The sequence below is a fragment of the Ancylobacter koreensis genome (genome assembly GCF_023016525.1).
Taxonomy (GTDB): Bacteria; Pseudomonadota; Alphaproteobacteria; order Rhizobiales; family Xanthobacteraceae; genus Ancylobacter; species Ancylobacter koreensis.
This window is the reverse complement of record NZ_JALKCG010000005.1, coordinates 39,485-65,018: the sequence shown is the minus strand read 5'-3', so window position 1 is coordinate 65,018 and position 25,534 is coordinate 39,485. Positions and strand designations below refer to the sequence as shown.

Below are 25,534 nucleotides of genomic sequence, written 5' to 3'. Positions count from 1 at the left end.
GGGCCTTCCCTCCATAGTATGAATTCATCATACCGCTTGCCCCTGGGAGTTCAATGACGCTCGCAGCCTCGTCCCCCCTCTCTCCCCTTCTCGCCGCCATCGCCCAGCGCATTGGCCCGGCCCATGTGCTGACCGATGCCGCCGACATGGCGCCTTATCTGCGCGAGGAGCGCGGGCTCTATCAGGGCGTCACCCCCGCCGTGCTGCGGCCGGGCACGACGCAGGAGGTGGCGTTCATCGTCGAGGCCTGCGCGCGGGCGGGCGTCGCGCTGGTGCCGCAGGGCGGCAATACCGGGCTCGTCGGCGGGCAGATGCCGTTCGGGCAGATGCTGGTCTCGCTCGCCCGGCTCGACCGGGTGCGCAACGTCGACCCGGTCGACATGACGATGACGGTGGAAGCCGGCTGCATCCTCGACAAGGCGCATGAGGCGGCGGTGGCGGCCGGCTGCCTGTTCCCGCTGCACATCGCCTCGCAGGGTTCCTGCCGCATCGGCGGCAACCTCTCCACCAATGCCGGCGGCACCGCCGTGCTGCGCTACGGCAATGCGCGCGACCTCGTGCTCGGCCTCGAAGTCGTGCTCGCTGACGGTCGGGTGTGGAACGGCCTCAAGCGGCTGCGCAAGAACAATGCGGGCTACGACCTCAAGCAACTCTTCCTCGGCACGGAGGGCACGCTCGGCCTCATCACCGCCGCCGTGCTCAAGCTGTTCCCGCTGCCGGCGCAGCGCACTACGGCCTTCCTCGCCGTGCCGGACCCGGCCGCCGCGCTCGCCCTGCTGGCGCGGCTCCGCGGCGAGGCGGGCGATGCGCTCACCACCTTCGAGCTGATGGCGGCCTTCGGCGTCGAGACCGTGCTGGCGCATATGCCCGGCACCGTGCGTCCGCTGCAGGAGAGCCACGACTGGTACGTGCTGGCCGAACTCAGCGCGCCCACGCGCGCCTTCGATCTCGGCGCGCTGATGGAGGAGACGCTCGCCGCCGCTATGGAGGCCGGCGAGGTGCTGGACGCGGCGATTGCGACCTCCGAGGCGCAGGCCGCCAATATGTGGCGGCTGCGCGAGGACATGTCGGAGGCGCAGAAGCACGAGGGCGGCTCGATCAAGCACGACGTCTCGGTGCCGGTCTCGCGCGTGCCGGAATTCCTGGAGCGGGCGCTGGGGGCGGTGACGGCGGCGCTGCCGGGGCTGCGGCCATGCCCCTTCGGTCATGTCGGCGACGGCAACATCCATTTCAACCTGAGCCAGCCGGTCGGCATGGAGAAGGCCGCCTTCATCGCCATGTGGGAGACCTTCAACCGGATCGTGCACGACATCGTGACCGACATGGATGGCTCCATCGCGGCCGAGCACGGCATTGGCATCCTCAAGCGCGAGGAGCTGGCGCATTACGCAGATCCCGTCGCTCTGGACCTGATGCACCGGCTCAAGCAGGCACTTGATCCCGCCGGCACGCTCAACCCGGGCAAGGTGATCGGCGCTTAGTCCACAATAGTTACCTGTCTGGAACGATGATAAACTAGACTTCGCGAACGTATTCGTTGTTTTGAAGCGTTCTACATTTGCGAATTCAGGCTTTTTCGTATTGTCGAGCGCGTATCGCAGGGTTTATGGAAGCCGGTGACTGACGGGGCGGCCGACGATTGCGTCCACTCACGCGTGAGTGGCACGGGCGTGGCCGACCGAAACTCGGAAAGCCGCCATGCTGACATCCCGCACGACTTCGCCGTACCGCCGGCGCCTGGGCGCCCTGATGGTGCTCGCCACGCTGCTCGGCATGGTGGCGGGCAAACCGGTGCTGGCGCAGCAGGCGGTACCCGCCGGCGTGGCGGCTCCGTCAGCGGCAGCGCCCGCCGCAGCGCCCGCGATTGCCCCCGCCGCGCCTTCGGCGGCGCCGGCGCCGGTCGTTCAGCCTCCCCTTGCCCAGCCTTCCGCCGTGCCGGGCACCACCGCCCCGGCGGCGAATGACGATCTCGTCCCGCCCGCCGTCGCGCCCGTGCTCTCCGGCACGGCGCCCGCCGCCGCCCCCGTCGTCGGCGAGCAGGGCGTCCTTCCGGCGGACGGCGTGACTGCCGCCGATCCGCATCATGAGGGCGAGGATCCCTCCGTTGCCGCGCAGCTTCCGCACGACCTGTCCCCGTGGGGCATGTTCATGGCGGCGGACTGGGTGGTGAAGGCGGTGATGATCGGCCTCGCCTTCGCCTCGGTGGTGACGTGGACGGTGTGGCTGGCCAAGACGCTGGAACTCATGTTCGCCAGAGGCCGGCTGCGCCGTGCGCTGCGCGGCTATCTCTCCAGCGCCACGCTGGACGAGGCGCGCCGGGTCGAGCCGCGCGGGCCGGCCGGCGCCATGCTGCGCGCCACCGATCTCGAATTGCAGCGTTCCGGCGACCTGCCGGCCGAGGGCATCAAGGAGCGCGTGTCGATCTCGCTCGGCCGCATCGAGGTGGCGGCGGGCCGAGCGATCACGCGCGGCACCGGCCTTCTCGCCACCATCGGCGCCACCGCACCCTTCGTCGGCCTGTTCGGCACGGTCTGGGGCATCATGAACTCGTTCATCGGTATCTCGAAGGCCCAGACCACCAATCTCGCCGTGGTGGCGCCGGGCATCGCCGAGGCGTTGCTCGCCACGGCCATCGGCCTCGTCGCGGCGATTCCGGCGGTGGTGATCTACAACCACTTCTCGCGGCAGGTGTCGGGCTATCGCGTGCTGATGGGCGACGCCTCGGCGGAGGTGCTGCGGCTGCTCTCGCGCGACCTCGACCGGCGCGACGCCCGGCGCGGCCGGCCCGAGGCCCAGCGGCTGCGCGCGGCGGCGGAGTGAGCGCCCATGGCTGCCAAGCTCCAGAGCTCCGACAGCGACGATCTCGTCGAGAACCACGAGATCAACGTCACGCCGTTCATCGACGTGATCCTCGTGCTGCTCATCATCTTCATGGTCGCGGCGCCGCTTTCGACGGTGGACGTGGCGGTGGACCTGCCGGCCTCCAACGCTGCCGTGCAGCCGCGCCCCGACAAGCCGGTCTATCTCACCGTGAAGAGTGATCTTGGCCTCGCGCTCGGCAATGAGGACGTCGCGCGCGAGGCGCTGGGCCTCACGCTCGACCGCCAGACCGAGACCAAGCGCGACACCCGCATTTTCTTGCGCGCCGACAAGAGCGTCGACTATGGCGCGCTGATGGAGGTGATGAACCTCTTGCGCGCCGCCGGCTATCTCAAGATCGCGCTGGTCGGGCTGGAGATGGCCGGCCAGCCGGCCGCTGCGCCCGGCGCGGTTCCGGGCACTGCCGCTCCCGGCGCCGCCGTCCCCGGCGCTGCTGCGGCCCCCGCAGCGGCTCCGGCCGCCGTCCCCGGTCCCGCGGCACCCGCTCCGGGAACGTCGGCCCCATGAGCCTCCTGCTGCTCAGGCCCGGCCGGGGGCAAAGGCTGCGCGAAGGCGCGGGCTGGGTGCTGTGCGGCGGCCTCGTGCTCGCCGTGCATGGCGGCGCGCTCGCCTACATGCTCACCGAGCCGCCCATCGTGGCGGCGGAGGAGCCGGCGGCGATCATGATCGAGCTGGCCGAGATGCCGGTCGCCCCTGAAGCCGAGCCGGTGGAGCTGCCTCCGGGCCCGGAGATGGTCGAGGCGCCGGAAAAGATCGAGGAGGAGGTGCCGCCCGATCCGCTGGCCAAGGACGAGGACGCCCCGCCGCCGGAGCCGCTGCCCGAGCAGGAGCCGATCCCCGAGGTCGCCGAATCTCCCGCGCCGGACATCGAGGTGCCGCTGCCGCCGCCGCCGCCACTCGCCTCCGAACTGACTCCGCCGGAGAAGAAGCCCGATCCGCCCAAGGAGCGCCCGAAGCCGAAGCCCAAGCCGAAGGAGCGCGAGAAGAGCGACAAGCCGCCGGCGCCGCAGACCACCGCCGCGCCCTCGCTCAACGCCGCGCGCTCGGACCGCATCGCCGCGCCGAGCGCGGGGGCGGCGACCTCCAGCAGCCGGGCACCGGCCAATTGGCGCTCGCGGCTGATGGCGCATCTCAACCGCCACAAGCGCTATCCCGGCGGCGAGAGCGGGCAGGGCAAGGCACGCGTCGCCTTCACCATCAACCGCTCCGGGCAGGTGCTCTCGGCGCGGCTGGCGGGCTCCTCCGGCAATGCGAGCTTCGACGAGGAGGCCGTCGCCATGGTGCGCCGCGCCTCCCCGGTCCCGCCTCCGCCGCCCGAAGTGGCAGGAGGGACCATCGCCTTCACCGTCCCGGTCCTGTTCAGCCAGAGGTGAGCGGTTCCGCGGCGGCGGCGGACGCGGTCAGCCTTCCGCCACCCAGCAGGCGACGAGCTGGCCGCCCTTCTTCTCCAGCGGGGGCATCTCGACCCGGCAGCGTTCCTGAACCAGCGGGCAGCGCGGGTTGAAGGGGCAGCCCTTGGGCGGGTTGAAGGGCGAGGGCAGCTCGCCCTCCAGCACGATGCGCTCCTTCTTCGCCTCGGGGTCGGCGACCGGCGTCGCCGAGAGCAGCGCGCGCGTATAGGGGTGGCGCGGGGCGTCGAACACCGCGTCGCGCGGGCCGTGCTCGACGGCGCGGCCGAGATACATCACCAGCACCTCATCGGCCATGTGCCGCACCACGCCGAGATCGTGGCTGACGAACACATAGGCGACGCCGAGCTGTTCCTGAAGCTCGACCAGCAGGTTCAGCACCTGCGCGCGCACGGACACGTCGAGCGCCGAGACCGGCTCGTCCAGCACGAGGATCTTCGGCCGCAGCACCAGCGCGCGGGCAATGGCGATGCGCTGTCGCTGGCCGCCGGAGAACATATGGGGGTAGCGCCCGTGATGTTCCGGCCGCAGCCCGACACGCGCCATCATATCGAGCGCGCGGGCACGCCGTTCGGCGGCGGAGAGCGTCGTGTTGACCAGCAGCGGCTCCTCGATGGCGCTGCCCACCGTCTGGCGCGGATTGAGCGAGCCATAGGGGTTCTGGAACACCATCTGCACCTCGCCGCGATAGCGGCGCAGCGTGCGCGCATCCGCCTCCGCGACATCCACCTCGTCGAGCCGCAGCGAGCCGGCGCCCGGCCGCTCGATCATGGTGAGCATGCGCGCCAGCGTCGACTTGCCGGAGCCGGATTCGCCGACGATGGCGAGCGTCGAGCGCGGCGCGAGGCGGAAGCTGATGCCGGCGACCGCCTTCACCGTGGCGGAGGGCGCGAACAGGCCGCGCGAAACCTCGTAGCTCTGCGCGAGGTCGACCGCCTCCATCACCGCCGCGCCGGCGGGCGCGACATGCGGCAGGTCGGGATGGTTGGCGTGATCGTGCGGGACGGGCGTGTTCATGCCGCCATCTCCCGGCGCTGCGGCACGCCGTCGACGAGCGGCGTGTGGCAGAGCGCGAAGCCGAGCTCGGCGCCCGCGCGCGGCGGAGGCACGTTGCGGCAGGTATCCGTCGCGAAACGGCAACGCGGCGAGAACAGGCAGCCGCGCGGCCGGTCGGCGAGGCCCGGCACCACGCCCGGAATGGAGGGCAGGAGGCGCCCGCTCGCCCGTTCGGGCAGGGCCGCCAGCAGCGCCGCCGTATAGGGATGGTGCGGGTCGCGGAACAGGCCGCGCGTCGGCTGCATCTCGATCTGCTGGCCAGCATACTGCACGCAGACGCGCTGCGAGGTTTCCGCCACCACGCCCATGTCGTGGGTGATCAGCACGAGGCCGACGCCGCTCTCCCGTTGCAGCCGCAGCAGCAGGTCGAGGATCTGCGCCTGGATGGTCACGTCGAGCGCGGTTGTGGGCTCGTCGGCGATGATGAGCTTCGGCTTGCACGCGAGCGCCATGGCGATCATGACGCGCTGGCTCATGCCGCCGGAAAGCTGGTGCGGGAAGGCCTTGAGCCGCCGCTCCGGCTCGGGGATGCCGACGAGTTCCAGCAGTTCCACCGCGCGGGCTTGCCGCTGGGCGCGCGAGAGGTCGAGATGGGCGGCCATCGCCTCGCGGATCTGGAAGCCGACCGTGAAGCACGGGTTGAGGCTCGACATCGGCTCCTGGAAGATCATGGCGAGGTCGCGCCCGACGATGCGGCGCCGTTCGCGCGGCGACAGCGTCAGCAGGTCGCGCCCGTCAAATTCCAGCCGGTCGGCCGAGACCTTGGCTGTCCACGGCAGCAGGCCCATCACCGCGAGCATGGCGACTGACTTGCCCGAGCCGGATTCTCCTACGATGGCGACGAGTTCCCCCGCCTCGACGTCGAGGTCCACCCCGTCCACCGCGCGGAACGGCCCGCGCGCGGTGGAGAAGGTGACGGACAGGTTGCGGATGGAGAGCAGGGGCATCAGCTCCTCCTCAGCTTCGGGTCGAGGGCGTCGCGCAGGCCGTCGCCCATGAGGTTGATCGCGACCACGGTGACGAGGATGGCGAGGCCCGGCAGGGTGACGATCCACGGCGCCGAGCGAATGAATTCGCGGGCATCGGCCAGCATGGCGCCCCATTCGGGCGTGGGCGGCTGCGCGCCGAGGCCGAGGAAGCCCAGCGCCGCCGCCTCCAGTATGGCGTCGGAGATGCCGAGCGCCGCCTGCACGATGAGCGGGGCGAGGCAGTTCGGCAACACGGTGACGAACATCAGCCGCAGCTTGCCGACGCCGGCCACCTGCGCGGCGACGACATATTCCTTCGACAGCTCCGCGATGGCGGCGGCACGCACGAGGCGCACATAGCGCGGCAGGTAGACCACCGTCACCGCGACGATGGTGTTGACGAGGCTGGGGCCGAGCACCGCCACGACGAGGATGGCGAGCACGAGGCTCGGGATCGCCACCACCACGTCCATGATGCGCATCACCACCACTTCGACCGCACCGCGCAGGAAGGCCGCCGCGAGGCCGAGCACGATGCCGACCGCCACCGAGACCACCATCACTGAGAGGCCGATGCCGAGCGAGATGCGCGCGCCGTAGATCAGGCGGGAAAGCACGTCGCGGCCCACTGCGTCGGTGCCGAACGGAAAGCTCCAGTTGCCGCCCGCCCAGACCGGCGGCAGCAGCACGCTCTGGCGGAACTGCTCGGTCGGCGAATGCGGCGCGACCCACGGCGCGAAGACCGCCAGCAGCGCGATGAAGACGACGATCGCGAGGCCGAGCACGGCGCCGCGGTTCTCGCTGAAGGCGGACCAGAAGGCGCGCAGCGGGGAGGGTTCCTCGCCCACCGGCTCGGCCTGTGCCACGGTGACGGCGCTCAGGCTGAGGCCGGAATCGCTCAGCACCAGGCGCTCCGGGCCGGCCGGGATGGGATCGTCGATGGCGTTCTCCTCAGCCATGCCGGATCCTCGGATTGATCGCGACATAGAGCATATCGACGATGAGATTGACGAGGATGACGATGGCCGAGATCAGCATGATGCCGCCCTGCAGCGCGGGATAGTCGCGGCGGGAAATGGATTCGATCAGCCATTTTCCCACCCCCGGCCAGGCGAAGATGGTCTCGGTCAGCACCGCGCCGGCGAGCAGCGTGCCGGTCTGCAGCCCGACCACGGTGACGACGGGGATCAGCGCATTGCGCAGCGCGTGCAGGCCGACCACGCGCAGCGGCGACAGGCCCTTGGCGCGGGCGGTGCGCACATAGTCCTCGCCCAGCACCTCCAGCATGGAGGAGCGCGTCATGCGCGCGATCACCGCGAGCGGGATGGTGCCGAGCACGATGGAGGGCAGGATGAGATGGGCGACCGCCGCCCCGAAGGCGCCTTCCTGGCCGGACAGCAGGCTGTCGATCAGCATGAAGCCGGTCACCGGCTCGAAATAGTAGTTGATCAGATCCATGCGGCCGGAGACCGGCGTGAGGCCGAGATACTCCGACACGAACATGATGAGCAGCAGGCCCCACCAGAAGATCGGCATGGAATAGCCGGCGAGGGCCACCGTCATCACCGAATGGTCGAGCACGGAGCCGCGCTTCACCGCCGCCAGCACGCCGGCGGGAATGCCGAGCACGATAGCGAAGACGAGCGCGCAGAGGGCGAGCTCCAGCGTCGCCGGGAACAGGATGAGGAATTCGTGCAGCACCGGCGTCTTGGTGACGATGGAGACGCCGAAATCGCCGTGCAGCAGGCCATAGGCGTAGTCGAGGAACTGCTTCCACACCGGCTGGTCGAGGCCGAGATCGTGGCGCAGCGCCGCAAGGCGCTCGGGGGCGATGCCGCGCTCGCCGGTGCGCGCCTCGATGGGGTCGCCCGGCACCATGCGCACGGCGACGAAGGTGACGAACATCAGCGCCACGAAGGTGGGCAGCGTGAGCGCGACGCGGCGGAAAATCAGTTTCAGCATGTGTAGGGCGTACCCATGGGCCGTGCCTTACCCCTGCAAAGCAGCCGTCATCCCGGACACCGCAGGGCGTTGGTCCGGGATCGCGGGACGGCGATGCGGCTTAGCGGGTGGCGGTCCCGGAGCGCGGCAAGCCGCGTCCGGGACGACGATCGAGCCGGGATACGGGACCCCGGCCGTGGCCGATCACTTCAGTTCGACGCCGTAGAACTCGTGGCGGCCGAACGGGCTGACCTTGTAGTCGACCACTTCCTTGCGGGTCGGCTCATAGACGACCGAGTGCGCGATGGTGAACCAGGGCGCCTCTTCCTTGAAGATGACCTGCGCCTGCTCGTAGAGCTTGGTGCGCTCGGAGAGGTCGGAGATCGTGCGCGCCTTGGTGATCAGGTCGTCGAACTCCTTGTTGCACCACTTGGCGAGGTTCTGCCCGCCCTTGCGGGCGGCCGGGCAGCCGAGCAGGAAGAAGAAGTTGTCGGGATCGCCATTGTCGCCGGTCCAGCCGAGCTGGCCGGTGGTGTGTTCGCCTTCCTGCATCCGCTTGCGGTACTCGCCCCACTCATAGGACACCAGCTTGGCGTTGACGCCAATCTTGGCGAGGTCGGCCTGCATCATCTCGGCGATGCGCTTGGCGTTCGGGTTGTAGGGGCGCTGCACCGGCATCCACCACAGGTCGATGTCGAGCGGCGTCTTCACGCCCGCGTCGGCCAGCATCTTCTTGGCCTTCTCCGGGTCGTAGGCGTAGTCCTTCACGTCCTTGTTGTAGGACCAGATGGTCGGCGGGATCGGGTTGATCGCCCCCTGACCGGCGCCCTGATAGACGTCCTTGATGATCGCGGCCTTGTCGATCGCCATGTTGAAGGCCTGGCGGACCTCCTTCTTGTCGAAGGGCGGCTTCTCGACGTTGAACGCCCAGTAGGCGATGTTCAGACCGGGCTGCGAGAGCAGGTTGACGGCGGGGTCGGTCTTCATGCCGGCGATGTCGGCCGGGTTCGGCGCGATCATCACATGGCATTCGCCCTTCTTCAGCTTGGCGTAGCGCGCGGTCGGGTCGGGCGTGATGGCGTAGACGAGGTTGTCGATCTTGGCCGGGCCCTCGAAATAGGCCGGGAAGGCCTTGTAGCGGATCACCGCGTCCTTCTGGTAGTTCACAAACGAGAACGGGCCGGTGCCGACCGGGATCTGGTCGAACTGCTCGGGCGTGCCCTTCTTCAGCAGGAAGTCGGCATATTCCTTCGAGTGGATGGTGGCGAAATCCATCGCGAGGTTGGCGAGCATCGGCGCGTTCGGCTCCTTCAGCACGAACTTCACCGTGTAGTCGTCGACCTTGTCGATGGAGGCGAGCAGGTCGGGCATGCCCATGTCGTTGAAGTAGTCATACGCGCCGCCGGTGACCTTGTGGTACGGGTTCTCCGGCTTCCACATGCGGTCGAAGGTGAAGATCACGTCGTCGGCGTTGAAGTCGCGGCTGGGCGTGAAGCCGTTGACGCCCGAATGAAACTTGACGCCCTTGCGCAGCTTGAAGGTCAGCTCCTTGCCGTCGTCGCTCACCGTCCAGCTCTCGGCGAGGCCGGGCACCACCTTGGTGGTGCCGCGCTCGAACTCGACGAGCTGGTTGTAGACCGGGCGGGCGGCGTCGAAGCTGGTGCCCGTGGTATTCAGCGCCGGCGTGAAGTTCTCGGGGCTGCCCTCCGAGCAGTAGACCAGCGTCTTCGCGGCATAGGCGGGAGCCGCCGCGAACGCCGTGAGCAGGGCGGCCGCGATGGCCGCTTTGGTAGAGATGACCGGCATTGTAGTTCCCCTCATGAAGGTCGGCATGGTTCGCGATCCGTTGTTCCCGGATGCCCTGTTCTTCATCACCGCCGCCCAATGCGGCAACTCAAACACGTGTCTCCACGTTGCGCAATCACACCCCCGGCCCCGACGAAAGTCGCATGACCTAAGGGATACCTCGTGGCGACGGTGGCGGGGAACCGTCGGCGAGGTGCAAGCCGCCGTGCGAAGTTGTAAGAGCAGGGAGCCGGCGTTCCACTCCGCTCCTCTGCCGCCGGACCCTTCGGGAGAGTCGTTCCATGAGTGCCGCGCCGTCCTCCGCCCCTGCCGCCGCTTCCGCTTCCCCCGCTTCGTCCGGCCGCCGCGCGGCCTTCGACTGGGCCGATCCGTTCGACTTCGACGGGCAGCTCTCGGAGGAGGAACGGCTGGTGCGCGACACCGCGCGCGACTATGCACAGGAAAAGCTGCTGCCGCGCGTCACCTCCGCCTTCATGGAGGAGCGGTTCGACCGCGAGATCATGACCGAGATGGGCGAACTCGGCCTGCTCGGCCCCACCATTCCCGAGGAATATGGCGGGGCAGGGCTCGGCTATGTCTGCTACGGCCTCGTCGCCCGCGAGGTGGAGCGGGTGGATTCGGGCTATCGCTCGGCGATGAGCGTGCAGTCCTCGCTCGTCATGCACCCCATCAATGCCTATGGCAGCGAGGCGCAGAAGCGCAAATTCCTGCCGAAGCTGGCGACGGGCGAACTCATCGGCTGCTTCGGCCTCACGGAGCCGGACGCCGGCTCCGACCCCGCCGGCATGCGCACGCGCGCCGAGAAGATCGACGGCGGCTACCGCCTGACCGGCGCCAAGATGTGGATCACCAACTCGCCCATCGCGGACGTGGCGGTGGTGTGGGCGAAGTCCGCCGCGCATGACGATGAGATTCGCGGCTTCCTCGTGGAACGCGGCGCCAAGGGCTTCTCGACGCCGAAGATCGGCCACAAGCTGTCGCTGCGCGCCTCGATCACCGGCGAGATCGTGCTCGATGGCGTCGAGGTGCCGGAAGAGAGCCTGCTGCCCGGCGTTTCAGGTCTCAAGGGTCCGTTCGGCTGCCTCAACCGCGCCCGCTTCGGCATCGGCTGGGGCGTGATCGGCGCGGCGGAGGCCTGCTATGCCAGCGCCCGCCAGTACACGCTCGACCGCAAGCAGTTCGGCCGCCCGCTGGCGGCGACCCAGCTCATCCAGAAGAAGCTCGCCGACATGGCGACCGAGATCGCGCTCGGCCTGCAGATCGCGCTGCGCGCCGGCCGGCTCTTCGACGAGGGCGCGCTGCCGGTGGAGACCATCTCGCTGCTCAAGCGCAACAATTGCGGCAAGGCCCTCGACATCGCCCGGCAGGCCCGCGACATGCACGGCGGCAACGGCATCTCCGCCGAGTTCCCCGTCATGCGCCACATGGTGAACCTTGAGACGGTGAACACCTATGAGGGCACGCACGACATTCACGCGCTGATCCTCGGTCGCGCCATCACGGGGCACCAGGCGTTCTTCTGAGGACTTACTGCCGTCATCCCCGGGCTTGACCCGGGGATCCACGACTTTTCAGCGCACAAGGCGTGGATGGCCGGGTCAAGCCCGGCCATGACGGTGTGGGTGCGAAAGGCGCTAGCCCTCCACCGCCAGCGCGGCGATCACCATCTCGGCGGAGGCGGGGTTCAGCGCCAGCGGGATGTCGTAGACCAGCGCGACGCGCATCAGCGCCTTCACATCGACATCGTGCGGCTGGGCGGTGAGCGGGTCGACGAAGAACACCAGCGCACGCACCTGCCCCTCGGCGATCAGCGCGCCGATCTGCTGGTCGCCGCCGAGCGGCCCGCTCTTCAGCCGGGTCAGACGCAGTTCCGGGCAGGCGTCGAGAATGCGCCCGCCGGTCGTGCCGGTGGCGACGATGGCGAAGCGGGAGAGTACGTCGCGATGGGCCAAGGCCCAGGCGACCATCTCGTCCTTCTTGCTGTCATGGGCGACGAGGCCGAGCAGACCAGGGCGGGACGCGCCGATGCTCATATGTTGTACATGAGGTCGGCGTCGGGGGTTTCGGCGAACAGGATCATGTCCTGCAGCGACATGCGGTCGAGGATGTCCGACATGGCGTCGCGCACCTTGCTCATGGTGATGCGCACCGAGCATGTCGCGAGGTCTTCGCAGTCCTGGCACGGCACGTAGGCACTCTTGCTGGCGCAGTTGATCGGCGCCAGCGGTCCGTCGAGCGTGCGGATGATGTGGCCGATACGGATATCGCGCGGGGCGCGCGCCAGCGCGTAACCCCCGCCCGGCCCCTTCTTCGAGCGAAGCATCCCGGCATTGCGCAGTTCGAGCAGGATCGCGTCGAGGAACTTCTTCGGGATGTTGTTGGCCGTGGCGATCTCCTGGCCCATCGCGCTCGATCCGGGATCAAGCCTGGCGAGAAAAACCATCGCCTTGAGGCCGTACTTGCCCTTGTTGGTCAGCATGTCCGCATATCTTCCAGCCGCGCGGCAGGAGCGAATCCCCCGCTCGCAGCACACCACATAGATGGTAGAACAGTCGGACTTCTGCCAGAAGCCGAAATTCGGCGCGCCGGCTGGGCGCCACTGACAGCGCCGTGCTCGCGGTTCAGCCGAACGGATGTGCGAACAGGATCGCGCCGATCACCGCGCCATAGGCCAGGGCGAACAGCAGCTTGTCGCGGTAACGGCGAATGCCAGCCTGAGCCATGGGTGCCTCTCTCATGAGAGGGTAATCTATCGACAATATGGAATTTGTAAAGCCTTCGCCTGAAGGGACTCACGCGGGGAGTGCCGCTGCGGCCTCGAAGGCGGCGGTGAAGGCGGCGACGCGCCGGTCGATGCGGATGTCGGAGGTGCGCAGCGGGCGGGCCAGCGACAGCCCCTCCAGCGAGCGGGCGCGCGAGAGCGCGACATAGGCCTGGCCGGCGGCGAAGGCGCCGCTGTCGAAGTCGATGCGCACATCCTCCAGCGTCAGGCCCTGCGCCTTGTGCACCGTCACTGCCCAGGCGGGCACGAGGGGAAGCTGGCTGTAGGTGCCGACCACCTTGGCCTCCACCTTGCCGGTCGCCTCGTCCCAGTCGTAGCGGATGCGCTCCCAGCTCGTGCGCTCGATCTCGACGATGCCGGCGCCGTCCAGCCGCACATAGGCGCGGTCCGGCGCGAGGCCGGTGACGGTGCCGACCGAGCCGTTGACCCATTGCTTCTCGGGGTCATTACGAACCGTCATCACCCGCGCGCCGACCTTCAGCGCCAGCGTCTCCGGCACCGGAAGCCGGTCGTTGGCGAGGTCGAACTCGCCCTCGCTCTTGCCTTCGTAGAGCCGGCCCTCGTCGTGGAGCAGGTCCATGCCGCGCCGGTTATAGGCGTCGACGCGCATATTGGTGGGCGCCAGCACCACCGGCGTGCGGCCGGGCCGGTGCTCGCGGAACGAGGCCTCGTTGATGGCGGCGACCGCCTCGTGGACGTAGCGGCCCATGCGCAGTTCGGCGAGCTGCTCGACGAAATAGGTGTCGGTCTGCCGGTGCACCTGCAGGAAGGGCAGCCGCGCCGGCTCCACCTCGCGCAGCACGCGGGCGTCGAAGGCGAAGGGGCCCTCATAGCCGAGATGGCCGAGGATCTCGCGCTCGGCGCTCGGCACCACCGGGGGGAGCTGGAGAAAATCGCCAACCAGCACCACCTGCACACCGCCGAACGGCTCGGGAGTGCCGCGCGCGATCCGCAGCGAGCGGTCCACCGCGTCGAGCACATCCGCCCGCACCATGGAAATCTCGTCGATGACGAGGCGCTCCAGCTTCTTCATCAGCGTGCGCTTCGGCGAGCGCGGCTTGACCTGATCGGGATCGACGAGGCGCGGCGGCAGGCCGAAGAAGGAATGGATGGTCTGCCCGCCGAGCTGCAGCGCGGCGACGCCGGTCGGGGCGAGGAAAGCCTGCCGGCTGCCGCCATGCTTGCGCAGCGTGTGCAGGAAGGTCGTCTTGCCGGTGCCCGCGCCGCCCAGCACCATCACCACGGGCGCGCCTTTTCCCACCACGGTGAGCGGGCCGGCGAAGGCCTCCACCGGTACGGAGGGGCGAATCGGCAGGGCAGGTGTCTCGTTCATCGGCGCAATGGAGCACAGGAGGGCGGGGAGGGCGACATGCGCCCTCAATGCAGCTTGATCAGCGCCAGTCCGGCGACGATCAGGCCGGCGGCGAGGATGCGCTCGCGGCGCAGCGGCTCGTGCAGCACCACGACGGCGATCACCGCCCCGAACAGCACGCTGGATTCGCGCACCGCCGCCACGAGGCCGATGGGCGCCTTGGTCATCGCCCAGATCGAGATCGAATAGGCGGCGAGCGACATCGCCCCGCCGGCAAGGCCCGGCCCGATGAAGGAGAGCGTCGGCGCCAGCGCACGCGGCCCCTTCCAGGCGAGGCCGACGGCGGTGATGAGCACGCTGTCCATCACAAACAGCCAGGCGGAATAGAGGTGCGGGCTGCTGGCGGCACGCGCGCCGAGGCCGTCCACCAGCGTGTAGGCGGTGATGGAGAGGCCGCACATCAGCGCGAGGCGTAGCGCCGTGCGGTCGATGGCGGCGAGGCCGGCGCGCCGCCACGCGATGGTAAGGATGCCGAAGGCCAGCAGCGCCACGCCGAGGAAGCCCTGCAGGTCGACGCTTTCGCCGACCAGCGTCACCGACAATATGGTGGTGAGCAGGGGCGCACTGCCGCGCGCCAGCGGGTAGACAAGCCCCATGTCGGCGCGCCGGTAGGCGCCGCTGAGGGTCAGGTAATAGACAAGGTGGATGAGGATCGAGGCGAGGATCCACGGCCAGACATGGGGCTCGGGCAGGCCGAAATAGAGCGCGGCCGGCAGCGCGATGACGCCGCAGGCGGCATTGACCAGCACTACGGCGAGGAACGGGTCGAGCCGGATCTTCAGTACCGCGTTCCAGCCGGCATGCATCGCAGCGGCGGCGATGACGGCGAGGAAGACGCTGGGTTCCATGGAACGGCCGGGCAGGAGAAGCGGGAGCGGCAGGCTTTAGCCGATTCCGCTGGCGAAGCCGAGCCGTGCGCTGCCTATGGCCTCGGAACCGGCGTGCCGTTGTCCGGGCTGCCCGGAGGCGCCGGGCCGGAGGGAGGATCGCGCCGGGGCGCGACCCTCGAAAGGTTGTGCGGTCCCCGCTCAGACGCCGAGCTGGGTCACGAACTTGGTGTTCACATAGGCTTCCATCGCCTCGGTGCCGCCCTCCGAGCCATAGCCGGAATCCTTGATGCCGCCGAACGGCACTTCGGGCAAAGCGAGGCCGTGATGGTTGATCGACACCATGCCGCTCTCCACCCGGCGGGCGAACTCGTCGGCACGGGCGGAAGAGGTGGTGTAGGCATAGGCGGCGAGGCCGTAGGGCAGGCGGTTCGCCTCCGCGATCACCGCCTCCGTCGAGGAGAACGGCATGATCGGCACGATAGGGCCGAAGGGTTCCTCATTGAGGATGCGGGCGTCGGCCGGCAGGTCGGTCAGCACGGTCGGCTGGAAGAAATAGCCCTTGTTGCCGATGCGCGAGCCGCCGGTGCGAAGCGTCGCGCCCTTCGACACCGCGTCGGCGGTCAGCGCCTCCATCGCCTCGACGCGGCGCGGATTGGCCAGCGGGCCCATCCGCACGCCGTCTTCCAGACCGTTGCCGACCTTCACGTGCTGCACGGCCTCGACGAAGCCGTCGACGAAGCGGGAATAGATGTCCTCATGCACGAGGAAGCGGGTCGGCGAGACGCAGACCTGCCCGGCATTGCGGAACTTGGCGCCGGAGAGCAGCTTCACCGCCACCTCGACGTCGGCGTCCTCGAACACCACCGCCGGGGCATGGCCGCCGAGCTCCATGGTGACGCGCTTCATATGCGCGCCGGCCAGTGCGGCGAGCTGCTTGCCGACCACCGTCGAGCCGGTGAAGGAGATCTTCTTCACGGTCGGGTGCGGGATCAGGTACTGCGAAATCTCGGATGGCACGCCGAAGACGAGGTTCACCACGCCCGCCGGCACACCCGCGTCGACATAGGCACGCACCAGCTCGGCGCAGCTCGCCGGCGTCTCCTCCGGCCCCTTGAGGATCACCGCGCAGCCGGCGGCGAGGGCGGCGGAAACCTTGCGCACCGCCTGATTGATCGGGAAGTTCCACGGGGTGAAGGCGGCAACGACGCCGACCGGCTCGCGATGGACGATCTGCTGCACGCCGGCGGCGCGTGCGGGGATCAGCCGGCCATATTGCCGGCGGCCTTCCTCGGCGAACCAGTCGATGATGTCGGCGGAGGCGAGCGTCTCCATACGGGCTTCCGGCAGCGGCTTGCCCTGCTCCAGGGTCATGATCGTCGAGATCGCCTCGTGGCGCTCGCGCAGAATCTCGGCCGCCTTGCGCATGATCTTGTAGCGCTCGTGGGCGGCGGTGTGGCGCCACACGGCGAAGCCCTTCTCGGCGGCGGCCAGCGCCGCGTCGAGATCGCCCCGGCTGGCGTGGGCCACCGTGCCGAGAACCTCCTCGGTCGCCGGGTTGATCACGGGCTGGCTGGCCGGCGCGCCGTCCTGGCCGGTGCCCCCGCGCCACTGACCGTCGATGAGGAGCAGGACGTCGGGATAGGACACGGAATGCTGCATGGCCGAACCTTTCGGGGCTGGGAGTTGGCGCATACCTAATCACCGTGCCGTCGGACGGAAAGGGGTAAACCGGACCTGCCGCAGCGGATTGGATCCAACTTTCCTGGAATTCGTACGATGCCGGACGCGTCGGCGTCGGAGTCTTCCACTTCGCCGGGAACCTGATCGCCTGCGGATTGTCATACCTGAGAGAGCCGATGTCGCCGGGCCGGACGAGGGCGCGGTGCATCTTTGCCTGCCGGAGCCGTCAACGGACGAGGAGAGCCGATGCCGACCGCGGATCGTTCGCATGAGGAAAGCGCGGAGCGGGTGCCGGGCCGCTTCCGGAACGCTGAGACCGGCGGTGCGCGCGCCGACGCCACCCATACGGGCTCGTCGCGCACGCCCTGGCCGGGCGGGCGCCGGCGCAACTGGCGTGCGGCGCTGATGCTCGCCGGCGCCGCGCTCCTGATGGCGGCGGGGCTGTCGCTCTGGTCGGTGATCGGCCCGTGATGCCGGGCGGGAGACCGCCCGGCGGCGCGCATGCGCGGCCTACCGGCTGGAGAGTATCTCGCGCTTGCCGGCATGGTTGGCCGGGCCGACGATGCCCTCGTTCTCCATACGCTCCATGATGGAGGCGGCGCGGTTGTAGCCGATCTGCAGCCGGCGCTGGATGTAGGAGGTGGACGCCTTCTTGTCGCGCATCACCACCGCCACCGCCTGATCGTAGAGATCGCCGGCGTCCTCGGAGCCCATGGCGGACTTGTCGAACACCGCGCCGTCCTCGGCGGCCGGCTCCTCCTCGTCCTCGGCCGTCACCTCGTCGAGATACTCCGGCCGCGCCTGGCATTTGAGATGCTCCACGACGCGCTCGACCTCCTGATCGGAGACGAAGGGGCCGTGCACGCGCGAGATGCGCCCGCCGCCCGCCATGTAGAGCATGTCGCCCTGCCCGAGGAGCTGCTCGGCGCCCATCTCTCCGAGGATGGTCCGCGAATCGATCTTGCTCGTCACCTGGAAGGAGATGCGGGTCGGGAAGTTGGCCTTGATGGTGCCGGTGATGACGTCGACGCTCGGGCGCTGCGTCGCCATGATGAGGTGGATGCCGGCGGCGCGCGCCATCTGGGCGAGTCGCTGGATGGCGCCTTCGATGTCCTTGCCGGCGACCATCATCAGGTCGGCCATCTCGTCGACCACGATGACGATGTAGGGCAGGGGAGCGAGATCCATGATCTCCTCCTCCTCCAGCATCTCGCCGGTCTCCTTGTCGAAGCCCTTCTGCACCGTGCGGGTGATGATCTCGCCCTTGGCGGCGGCTTCCGCCATGCGGGCGTTGAAGCCGTCGATGTTGCGCACACCGAGGCGGCTCATCTTGCGGTAGCGGTCTTCCATCTCCCGCACCGCCCATTTCAGGGCGACGATGGCCTTCTTCGGGTCGGTGACGACCGGTGTCAGCAGGTGCGGGATGCCCTCATAGACCGAAAGCTCCAGCATCTTCGGGTCGATCATGATGAGCCGGCACTGGTCCGGCCGGTGCCGGTAGAGCAGGCTCAGGATCATCGTGTTGATGGCGACCGACTTGCCCGAGCCGGTGGTGCCGGCGACCAGCAGATGCGGCATGCGGGCAAGATCGACGATGACCGGCTCGCCACCGATGGTCTTGCCGAGCCCGATGCCTAGCTTGGCCTTGGCAGCCTCGAACTCGTGGCTCGCCAGCATTTCGCGCAGCCACACCGTCTCGCGGCGCTGGTTGGGCAGTTCGATGCCGATGACGTTGCGCCCTTCCACCACCGCGACGCGGGCGGAGATCGCGCTCATCGAGCGGGCGATGTCGGCGGAAAGGCCGATGACGCGGCTCGACTTGATGCCGGGCGCCGGCTCCAGCTCGTACAGCGTCACGACGGGGCCGGGGTTGGCGTCGATGATCTCGCCGCGCACACCGAAGTCGTGCAGCACCTGCTGCAGCTTCACCGAGTTGCGGTCGAGGAATTCCTCGGAGAGCTCGTAATCCGGCTCGTTCTGCGGCGGTTCGGTCAGCAGTTCGAGCGGCGGCAGCTCATATTCGGCCGCCTCCTCGCGCACCGGGCGCGGTGCGGGAGCGGGGGCCGGACGGGCGGCCACCGGGGCGGCCGGCGGGACGGCAACAGGTGCCGGGCGCGGAGCCGGCGCGGCAGCCACGGGGGCCGGGGCGGGAGCCGCGATCACCGGCGCGGGGGCGCGGGCGGGCTCGACGGAGACCGGCACCATGCCGAAGCTCGGCCAGGAGAAGGAGACGTCGAGTGGCGTCGCGCTGTAGCTGTCGAAGCCGCTCAGGGTGACGACGGGCGCGGCCGGGGCGGGCGCCGGGAAAGCCGCGGCTTCGGATGCGAAGGTCTCTTCCTGCGGTGCGGCGAAGGCGAAATCCTCGTCGTCCTCCTCGTCTTCGGCTTCGAACGCCTCGTCGAAGGCCGGCGCGCCGTCCTCCTCTCCATAGGCCTCGAAATCCTCCTCGAAGGCGTCTTCCTCGCTGTCGTCGGCTTCCTCGTCGAAGACATAGCCGGCGGCACGGTAATCTTCCTCCTCGGAGGCGAGGAAGCCTTCGGGCCGTGCGGCGTCGTTGGCCGCGACAAGCCTGTCGTCGAGCGACCAGCCGGCGACGGTGGGGAACCCGCGCGCGGGTGCGGAGGCCGGCTCGGGCGCCGGCTCGGGTACGTGGGCCTCGACAGGAGCCGGTGCCGGCTCCGGCGTGAATTCGGGCTCCGGCGGCGCTTCGGTCGTCTCGACGGGGAGATCGGCCGGCGTCGGCTGGGCGGTGAGCGCGCGGCGGGCATGGGCGGCGATCAGCGCCTTCGGCACCGCGCCGAGCGGGGGCTTGCGCGGGGGCACGCGCAGCACGGGCGTCTGCGAGGGGCGCGGCGGGGCGAATGCCGCCTCGATGGCGGCGGTGGCCGCCGGTGCTTCCGGCTCGGCCGGCACGGCGGCGGGCGGCTGGCGCAGCAGGTAGTCCGGCGTACGGGTGAAGCGGGTGTTGGGCGGCATGCTGAAGGGCTGCAGCCAGCTCGGGATCACGTCCTGCGGGCCCGGCGCGGCCGGCGCGCTCGCGGGCCGCGCCACCTTCGGTACCGAGCTCCTCGCCGCCGGCGTGGCGGGCGCGGGCTTCTTCGGCGCGGGCGGGGCGTAGGTGGTCTGCGGGTTGGCGCGCGAGAAGATGCGGCGCGGGGCGCCGTCCGTCGTCTCGGATGCCTTGTCCGCGTTGGAATCGGAGGGACGCGCCGGGTTACGCATGGACGCCAGAACCTTTGCCGCTTGGTCTCGCGCCGAGGGCGCGCCACGCGCCGTCTCGGCCATGCTCCATGGTTAGGAGCACAGCGTTAACGAACGGTATGGAGCGGCGGGAATTCCCCCTCCTGTGGATGGCGGGACGCAGCCGCGCCCCGCCCCCACGACCGGTCAGGCCGGCAGGCCGAGGGTGGCGCGGATTTCCGGCGCCAGCAGGTCGTGGGTCTCGGGGTGCTTCATCACATAGCGGCCGAACACCGAGCAGCGCGGGATGACGGACAGCCCGTTCTTGCGCGCGCTGGCAAGGCCCGCTTCCACGAGCCGCGTCGCAAGGCCGCGCCCGCCGAGCTCGGCCGGCACCTCGGTGTGGGTGAAGATGATGTGATCGGGCGCCAGCACGTACTGCGCGAAGGCGATCTGCCCGTCCTTCTCGATCTCGAAACGGTCGGCGGCGCGGTTGTCGCGCACCGGGATTTCGCCGTTGATGCTCATTCTGTGCTCCTTGGGGGCGCCGCTGGCCGGCGCCGGTTATGGCTCGGCCGCGTCGCCGGCCGATGGGATATTGTCGACCAAAACAGGCCGGGAGTCGCCCCCTGCCGCTGGGCGGTCAGGGACATTAATGTGCGCCGTGTGCGCCATGAGGGACACGAGCGACATCGCGCGGACAGGTTTCGGTCGCGCGCTTCCGACCGATATGGGATAGCGGGGCGAAACAGAAAGGCTTCGCCCCCATGAACCACGTCCGACGTCCCGCCTCGCCCGACATGCTCGCCGCGCTGGAGAGCCGCCGTTCGGTGTCGGCGGCGGCGCTCGGCGCGCCGGGACCGGACGCGGACGAGACCGCGCGCCTGCTCGCCATCGCCGCCCGCGTGCCGGACCATGCGATGCTGGTGCCGTGGCGCTTCATCCTCATCGAGGGCGAGGCGCGGGGGCGGGTGGGCGCACTGCTGGCCGACGCCTACCGCGCCGGCAACCCGCAGATGGCACCGGACAAGCGTGAGAAGTTCGCCGGCATCATGTCGCGCCTGTTCCCCGCGCCGCTGGCGGTGGTGGTGGTCAGCCGGCCGGCGCCGGGCACGATGATCCCCGATTTCGAGCAGGAGCTTTCCGCCGGCGCGGTGTGCATGAACCTGCTCACGGGTGCGAAGGCGATGGGCTTCCACGCGATCTGGGTGACCGGCTGGGCGGCGACGCATGGGGAGGCGCGCCGCATCCTCGGTCTTGGCGAGGGCGAGCGGGTGGCCGGCATCGTCCATGTGGGTACGGCCGCCGAGGAGCCGGGCGAGCGCCCGCGCCCGGACCTCGCCGCGCTGACCACGCGCTGGGCGCCGCCGGGTTGAACGCGCCGCCCCGGAAACGGAAAGGCCGCCCCGGCGGAACCGGAACGGCCTTGCTCGTTGGCGTTTCGCCTTTCTGGCGCTTCCTCGAACGGTGGATCAGGCGGCGGCGGCCTGCGCCTGCTTGGCCTCGCGGCGGCGGCGGGTGAGCACAAACTCGGTGTAGCCATTGGCCTGCGCGCGGCCCTCGAAGATGAGGTCGCGGGCGGCGCGGAAGGCGAAGCCGTCATAGGCCGGCGCCATCGGCACGTAGTCGGGATCGCCGGCATTCTGCCCGTCGACGACCTTCGCCATGCGGCGCAGCGTCTCCTCGACCTGCGCGGGCGTCACGACGCCGTGCAGCAGCCAGTTGGCGACGTGCTGCGAGGAGATGCGCAGCGTGGCGCGGTCTTCCATCAGTCCGACATTGTGGATGTCCGGCACCTTGGAGCAGCCGACCCCCTGGTCGACCCAGCGCACGACATAGCCGAGGATGCCCTGGATGTTGTTGTCCAGTTCCTCCTGCACCGCCGCCGGCTCCCAGTTGCCGCGGTCGACCACCGGAATGGTCAGCAGGTCGCGCTTCGAGGCGGGCGTGCGCGCGCGCAGCTCGGCCTGGCGCTTGAACACGTCGACCTTGTGGTAGTGCAGCGCGTGCAGCGTCGCGGCGGTCGGCGAGGGCACCCAGGCGGTGTTGGCGCCGGCCAGCGGATGGGCAACCTTCTGCTCCAGCATGTCGGCCATGCGGTCGGGCATCGCCCACATGCCCTTGCCGATCTGGCCGTGACCATCGAGATGGGCGGCAAGGCCGGCGTCGACGTTGCGGTCCTCGTAGGCCTTGATCCAGGGCTGCGCGCGCATCTCGGCCTTGCGCACCATCGGGCCCGCCTCCATCGAGGTGTGGATCTCGTCGCCGGTGCGGTCGAGGAAGCCGGTGTTGATGAACACGACGCGCTCGCGGGCGGCGCGGATCGAAGCGGCGAGGTTGGCGCTGGTGCGGCGCTCCTCATCCATGATGCCGATCTTCAGCGTGTTGTGGTCGAGGCCGAGGAGTTTCTCGACGCGGGCGAACAGGTCGACCGCGAAGGCGACCTCCTCCGGCCCGTGCATCTTCGGCTTCACGATGTAGACCGAGCCGGCGCGGCTGTTGCGCAGGCGGCCGGTGCCCTTGAGGTCGTGCAGGGCGATCAGCGTGGTCACGGCGGCGTCGAGCACGCTTTCGGGAATCTCGTTGCCGCTGGCGTCGAGCACCGCGTCGGTCAGCATGTGCTGGCCGACATTGCGCACCAGCATCAGGCTGCGCCCGTGCAGGGTCAGGTCGCTGCCGTCGGCGGCGGTGTAGTGGCGGTCGGCGGCGAGGCTGCGCTCGACCGTCTCGCGGCCCTTGGCGAAGCTGGCGCTGAGCGTCCCCTTCATCAGGCCGAGCCAGTTGCGGTAGACGAGAACCTTGTCCTCGGCATCGACTGCCGCGACGCTGTCCTCGCAATCGACGATGGTGGTCACCGCCGCCTCGATCACGATGTCGGCGACGCCGGCCAGGTCGGTCTTGCCGATGCGGTGGGCGCGGTCGATCACAATGTCGATGTGCAGGCCGTGATTGACCAGCAGGACGGAGGCGGGCGCCTTCGCCTCGCCGTCGAAACCGGCGAACTGCGCTGGGTCCTTCAGGCCGCTCACGGTGCCGGAGGCGAGTTCGACCGCCAGCTTGCCCTCCGCCACGCGGTAGGCGACGGCCTCGGCATGGCTGCCGGCGGCGAGCGGCACGCTCTCGTCGAGGAAGGCGCGGGCGCGCTCGATCACGCGCTGGGCGCGCACCGCGTTGAAGCCGTTGGAACGCGAGGCGCCGTTGTCCTCGGGCAGCGCGTCGGTGCCGTAGAGCGCGTCGTAGAGGCTGCCCCAGCGGGCATTGGCGGCGTTCAGGGCGTAGCGGGCATTGGTGACCGGCACCACGAGTTGCGGGCCGGGAATGGCAGCGAGCTCCTCGTCCACCTTCTCGGTGACGACTTCGAAGGGCTCGGGCTCGGGCAGCAGGTAGCCGATCTCGGCGAGGAACACCTCGTAGGCGGCGGGATCGACCGGCTTGTTGCGGTGGGCGCGGTGCCAGGCGTCGATCTGCGCCTGCAACTCGTCGCGGCGCTTCAGCAGCTCGGCGTTGCGCGGGGCGAATTCCCGCACGATGCCCGCGAAGCTGCTCCAGAAGGCCGCGGCATCCACCCCGGTGCCGGGGATGGCTTCATTGTCGATGAAGTCGACAAGCGCGGTGTCCACCTTCAGGCCGGCGACGTCGGTGTAGTTCATGACGGGTCCCTTCGAGCGAGCGGAAGGCCGGCGCGCGACCGGCACAGCTGTGCTTTGCAATAAACAAAAGTGCGGGTGCGGCGCAACATCGCACATAGTCGGAGTTATGCGGCAGGCAAGGGGCGCCTATGCGCTTTCAACGCCTTACCCAGCGTTTGCGTTGCGACATGGCTGGTCGGCAGAAAAAGAGGGCCATCCCGGAGCGCCCGGCCTTCGCCGGACCCGCGCAGGGCCTCCCCAGACCGCTGCGCGGGCGCGCCGTGCGCCGCCCCGGGATGACGAGGCTGGAAATCTCGTCCCTGAGCGTCCTCAGAACTGGGCCGTCTCGGTGGAGTCCTTCATCGCCGTGGTGGCGCTGGCGCCCTCGCTGAGCACGGTGGCGATGGCGTCGAAGTAGGACGTGCCCACCTCTCGCTGGTGGCGCGTGGCGGTGAAGCCCCGGCTCTCCGCCGCGAACTCGGCCTGCTGCAGCTCCGAATAGGCGGCCATGCCGTCCTCGCGGTAGCGGCGCGCCAGTTCGAAGGTGGTGAAGCACTGGTTGTGGAAGCCCGCCAGCGTGATGAACTGGTAGCGGTAGCCCATGGCGCCCAGCTCGCGCTGGAAGTGCTTCATCTGCGCCTTGTCCATGTGCTTGGCCCAGTTGAACGAGGGCGAGCAGTTGTAGGCCAGCATCTTGCCGGGATGGGCGCGGTGCACGCCCTCGGCGAAGCGGCGGGCGTCGTCGAGGCTCGGCGTCGAGGTCTCGCACCACAGGAGGTCGGCATAGGGGGCGTAGGCGATGGCGCGGGCAATGCCGGCTTCGAAGCCGCCGTTGTAGCGGTAGAAGCCTTCCTCCGTGCGGTCGCCGGTGATGAAGGGCCGGTCGATCTCGTCGATGTCCGAGGTGATCAGCCGCGCCGATTCCGCGTCGGTGCGCGCCATCAGCACGGTCGGCACGCCGGCGACGTCGGCGGCGAGGCGGGCCGCGTTCAGGGTGCGGATGAACTGGCGGGTGGGGACGAGCACCTTGCCGCCGAGATGCCCGCACTTCTTCTCCGACGCCAGCTGGTCCTCGAAATGCACCGCCGCTGCGCCGGCCTCGATGAGCGCCTTCGTGAGCTCATAGGCGTTGAGCTGGCCGCCGAAGCCGGCCTCGGCGTCGGCGATGATCGGCACGAAATAGTCGAGCTGCGGCGCGCTCACGCCGTCGGCGCGCTCCATGGTCTGGATCTGGTCGGCGCGGGTGAGCGCCTTGTTGATGCGGCGGACCACGGCGGGGACGCTGTCGACCGGGTAGAGGCTCTGGTCGGGGTACATGTCGCCCGACGAATTGCCGTCGGCGGCGACCTGCCAGCCGGAGAGGTAGATCGCCTCCAGTCCCGCCTTCACCTGCTGCACCGCCTGGATGCCGGTGTAGGTGCCCATGGTGGGAACGTAGTCCTGCGACTGCAGGAGCTCCCACAGGCGGCGGGCGCCGTTCTGCGCCAGCGTGTGCTCGACGCGCAGCGAGCCGGAGAGGCGCGCGACGTCAGCGGGCGTGTAGGTGCGGCGGATGCCCTGCCAGCGTTCCGGCGCCCAGTTGGGGACGGGGAAGCTGTCGGGGGCGGTGGTGCGGCGCTGGTCGAGCATGGCTTTTTCCTGCGGTGTCGGAAGGGGTGGAGAAGGGCGCGGGTGCCGTGGAGGTTTCGGCGCCCGCGCCAGCCGACCCGCCGCGCGCGTCCTCGCGGCGGATCGGTCGGAAGCGCGGCCGGGCGGCCATGGTCAGCGGGCCCGGCGGGTGTAGGTGGCGGCCACCAGTTCGCGCCCGTCGAACAGCGCGCCCGGGTCCTGCCCCGGCGCCAGCGCGAAGCGGTGGCGGCCGATGCGGTGGACGATGGTGAAGTCCTGCTCGGCGAGGCCCTGCGAGCGGAACGCCCGGCCGATCTCCTCGGCGTCGCCGCCGACGATGGTGACGAATTCCTCGGCGCCCTGGGGCTGGCCGTCCTGCGGGATGCGGTTCAT

Annotated in this window: 22 protein-coding genes; 7 read left to right on the top strand and 15 right to left on the bottom strand. The window is 69.5% G+C overall.

The features are described from left to right. Nucleotides 1–53: 53 nt before the first annotated feature. The 4 genes from MWN33_RS13065 (at nucleotide 54) to MWN33_RS13050 (ending at nucleotide 4,253) form a co-directional block, all read left to right on the top strand. Nucleotides 54–1,481, top strand: coding sequence for an FAD-binding oxidoreductase (locus tag MWN33_RS13065; protein WP_247201387.1), 1,428 nt, complete (start codon nucleotides 54–56; stop codon nucleotides 1,479–1,481). A 217-nt stretch (nucleotides 1,482–1,698) separates the two neighbouring features. After that, a complete protein-coding gene (gene exbB, locus MWN33_RS13060) occupies nucleotides 1,699–2,820 on the top strand; it encodes a tonB-system energizer ExbB (RefSeq protein WP_247201382.1) in 1,122 nt (373 codons plus the stop codon). 6 nt (nucleotides 2,821–2,826) lie between these two features. After that, nucleotides 2,827–3,387, top strand: coding sequence for a TonB system transport protein ExbD (exbD, locus tag MWN33_RS13055; protein ID WP_247201378.1), 561 nt, complete (start codon nucleotides 2,827–2,829; stop codon nucleotides 3,385–3,387). Further along, a complete protein-coding gene (locus tag MWN33_RS13050; RefSeq protein ID WP_247201376.1) occupies nucleotides 3,384–4,253 on the top strand; it encodes an energy transducer TonB family protein in 870 nt (289 codons plus the stop codon). The genes exbD and MWN33_RS13050 overlap by 4 nt, the downstream gene beginning before the upstream one ends. 27 nt (nucleotides 4,254–4,280) lie before the next feature. Here the strand turns inward: MWN33_RS13050 and MWN33_RS13045 are convergent, their stop codons facing one another. The 5 genes from MWN33_RS13045 to MWN33_RS13025 all read right to left on the bottom strand — a co-directional run bounded on the left by MWN33_RS13045 (nucleotide 4,281) and on the right by MWN33_RS13025 (nucleotide 10,060). Continuing rightward, on the bottom strand, nucleotides 4,281–5,231 hold the full coding sequence (locus MWN33_RS13045) for a dipeptide ABC transporter ATP-binding protein (RefSeq protein ID WP_247201658.1): 951 nt from the start codon (nucleotides 5,229–5,231) through the stop codon (nucleotides 4,281–4,283). 71 nt (nucleotides 5,232–5,302) lie between these two features. Further along, nucleotides 5,303–6,292, bottom strand: coding sequence for an ABC transporter ATP-binding protein (locus MWN33_RS13040; RefSeq protein WP_247201374.1), 990 nt, complete (start codon nucleotides 6,290–6,292; stop codon nucleotides 5,303–5,305). Further along, on the bottom strand, nucleotides 6,292–7,272 hold the full coding sequence (locus MWN33_RS13035; RefSeq protein ID WP_247201372.1) for an ABC transporter permease subunit: 981 nt from the start codon (nucleotides 7,270–7,272) through the stop codon (nucleotides 6,292–6,294). The genes MWN33_RS13040 and MWN33_RS13035 overlap by 1 nt, the downstream gene beginning before the upstream one ends. Continuing rightward, nucleotides 7,265–8,275 carry an ABC transporter permease subunit gene (locus MWN33_RS13030; RefSeq protein WP_247201370.1) on the bottom strand — a complete coding sequence of 337 codons (1,011 nt, stop codon included), beginning with the start codon at nucleotides 8,273–8,275 and terminating at the stop codon, nucleotides 7,265–7,267. Before MWN33_RS13030 ends, MWN33_RS13035 begins: the two co-directional genes overlap by 8 nt. Nucleotides 8,276–8,458: 183 nt before the next feature. Further along, nucleotides 8,459–10,060, bottom strand: coding sequence for an ABC transporter substrate-binding protein (locus MWN33_RS13025; RefSeq protein ID WP_247201368.1), 1,602 nt, complete (start codon nucleotides 10,058–10,060; stop codon nucleotides 8,459–8,461). A gap of 281 nt (nucleotides 10,061–10,341) precedes the next feature. Between MWN33_RS13025 and MWN33_RS13020 the strand changes: the two genes are divergently transcribed. After that, entirely contained in the window at nucleotides 10,342–11,583 is a 1,242-nt protein-coding gene (locus MWN33_RS13020) for an acyl-CoA dehydrogenase (RefSeq protein WP_247201363.1), read from the top strand. 111 nt (nucleotides 11,584–11,694) lie between these two features. Here the strand turns inward: MWN33_RS13020 and MWN33_RS13015 are convergent, their stop codons facing one another. The 5 genes from MWN33_RS13015 to MWN33_RS12995 all read right to left on the bottom strand — a co-directional run bounded on the left by MWN33_RS13015 (nucleotide 11,695) and on the right by MWN33_RS12995 (nucleotide 16,703). Beyond that, nucleotides 11,695–12,093, bottom strand: a complete 399-nt coding sequence (locus MWN33_RS13015; RefSeq protein WP_247201362.1) for a methylglyoxal synthase — start codon at nucleotides 12,091–12,093, stop codon at nucleotides 11,695–11,697. Continuing rightward, entirely contained in the window at nucleotides 12,090–12,539 is a 450-nt protein-coding gene (locus tag MWN33_RS13010) for an RrF2 family transcriptional regulator (RefSeq protein ID WP_247201351.1), read from the bottom strand. Before MWN33_RS13010 ends, MWN33_RS13015 begins: the two co-directional genes overlap by 4 nt. Before the next feature lie 313 nt (nucleotides 12,540–12,852). Further along, the gene (locus tag MWN33_RS13005; protein ID WP_247201349.1) at nucleotides 12,853–14,175 is read right to left on the bottom strand and encodes an ATP-dependent DNA helicase; all 1,323 of its coding nucleotides are present in this window, start codon (nucleotides 14,173–14,175) and stop codon (nucleotides 12,853–12,855) included. A 44-nt stretch (nucleotides 14,176–14,219) separates the two neighbouring features. Next, nucleotides 14,220–15,062 (bottom strand): EamA family transporter, encoded by an 843-nt coding sequence (locus MWN33_RS13000; RefSeq protein WP_247201348.1) that lies wholly within the window; start codon nucleotides 15,060–15,062, stop codon nucleotides 14,220–14,222. Nucleotides 15,063–15,242: 180 nt separating this feature from the next. Continuing rightward, on the bottom strand, nucleotides 15,243–16,703 hold the full coding sequence (locus tag MWN33_RS12995; protein ID WP_247201347.1) for an NAD-dependent succinate-semialdehyde dehydrogenase: 1,461 nt from the start codon (nucleotides 16,701–16,703) through the stop codon (nucleotides 15,243–15,245). 267 nt (nucleotides 16,704–16,970) lie between these two features. Here MWN33_RS12995 and MWN33_RS12990 point away from each other — a divergent pair, with 267 nt between their 5' ends. Beyond that, entirely contained in the window at nucleotides 16,971–17,195 is a 225-nt protein-coding gene (locus tag MWN33_RS12990) for a hypothetical protein (protein ID WP_247201342.1), read from the top strand. Between the two features lie 39 nt (nucleotides 17,196–17,234). On the opposite strand, the gene MWN33_RS12985 is transcribed toward MWN33_RS12990, so the two are convergent. Beyond that, nucleotides 17,235–19,946: a DNA translocase FtsK gene (locus tag MWN33_RS12985; RefSeq protein ID WP_247201341.1), complete on the bottom strand. Its 2,712-nt coding sequence runs from the start codon at nucleotides 19,944–19,946 to the stop codon at nucleotides 17,235–17,237. Nucleotides 19,947–20,111: 165 nt separating this feature from the next. Continuing rightward, nucleotides 20,112–20,432 (bottom strand): GNAT family N-acetyltransferase, encoded by a 321-nt coding sequence (locus MWN33_RS12980; protein WP_247201338.1) that lies wholly within the window; start codon nucleotides 20,430–20,432, stop codon nucleotides 20,112–20,114. 239 nt (nucleotides 20,433–20,671) lie between these two features. On the opposite strand from MWN33_RS12980, the gene MWN33_RS12975 reads away from it, so the two are divergent. Then, nucleotides 20,672–21,280, top strand: a complete 609-nt coding sequence (locus tag MWN33_RS12975; RefSeq protein ID WP_247201330.1) for a nitroreductase family protein — start codon at nucleotides 20,672–20,674, stop codon at nucleotides 21,278–21,280. Between the two features lie 96 nt (nucleotides 21,281–21,376). Here MWN33_RS12975 and MWN33_RS12970 read toward each other — a convergent pair whose 3' ends face one another. From MWN33_RS12970 to MWN33_RS12960, 3 genes are all read right to left on the bottom strand, one after another. Then, entirely contained in the window at nucleotides 21,377–23,554 is a 2,178-nt protein-coding gene (locus tag MWN33_RS12970) for a malate synthase G (RefSeq protein WP_247201328.1), read from the bottom strand. A gap of 309 nt (nucleotides 23,555–23,863) precedes the next feature. Then, nucleotides 23,864–25,162: an isocitrate lyase gene (gene aceA / locus MWN33_RS12965; protein WP_247201326.1), complete on the bottom strand. Its 1,299-nt coding sequence runs from the start codon at nucleotides 25,160–25,162 to the stop codon at nucleotides 23,864–23,866. A 132-nt stretch (nucleotides 25,163–25,294) separates the two neighbouring features. Beyond that, on the bottom strand, nucleotides 25,295–25,534 hold the full coding sequence (locus MWN33_RS12960; protein WP_247201324.1) for a hypothetical protein: 240 nt from the start codon (nucleotides 25,532–25,534) through the stop codon (nucleotides 25,295–25,297).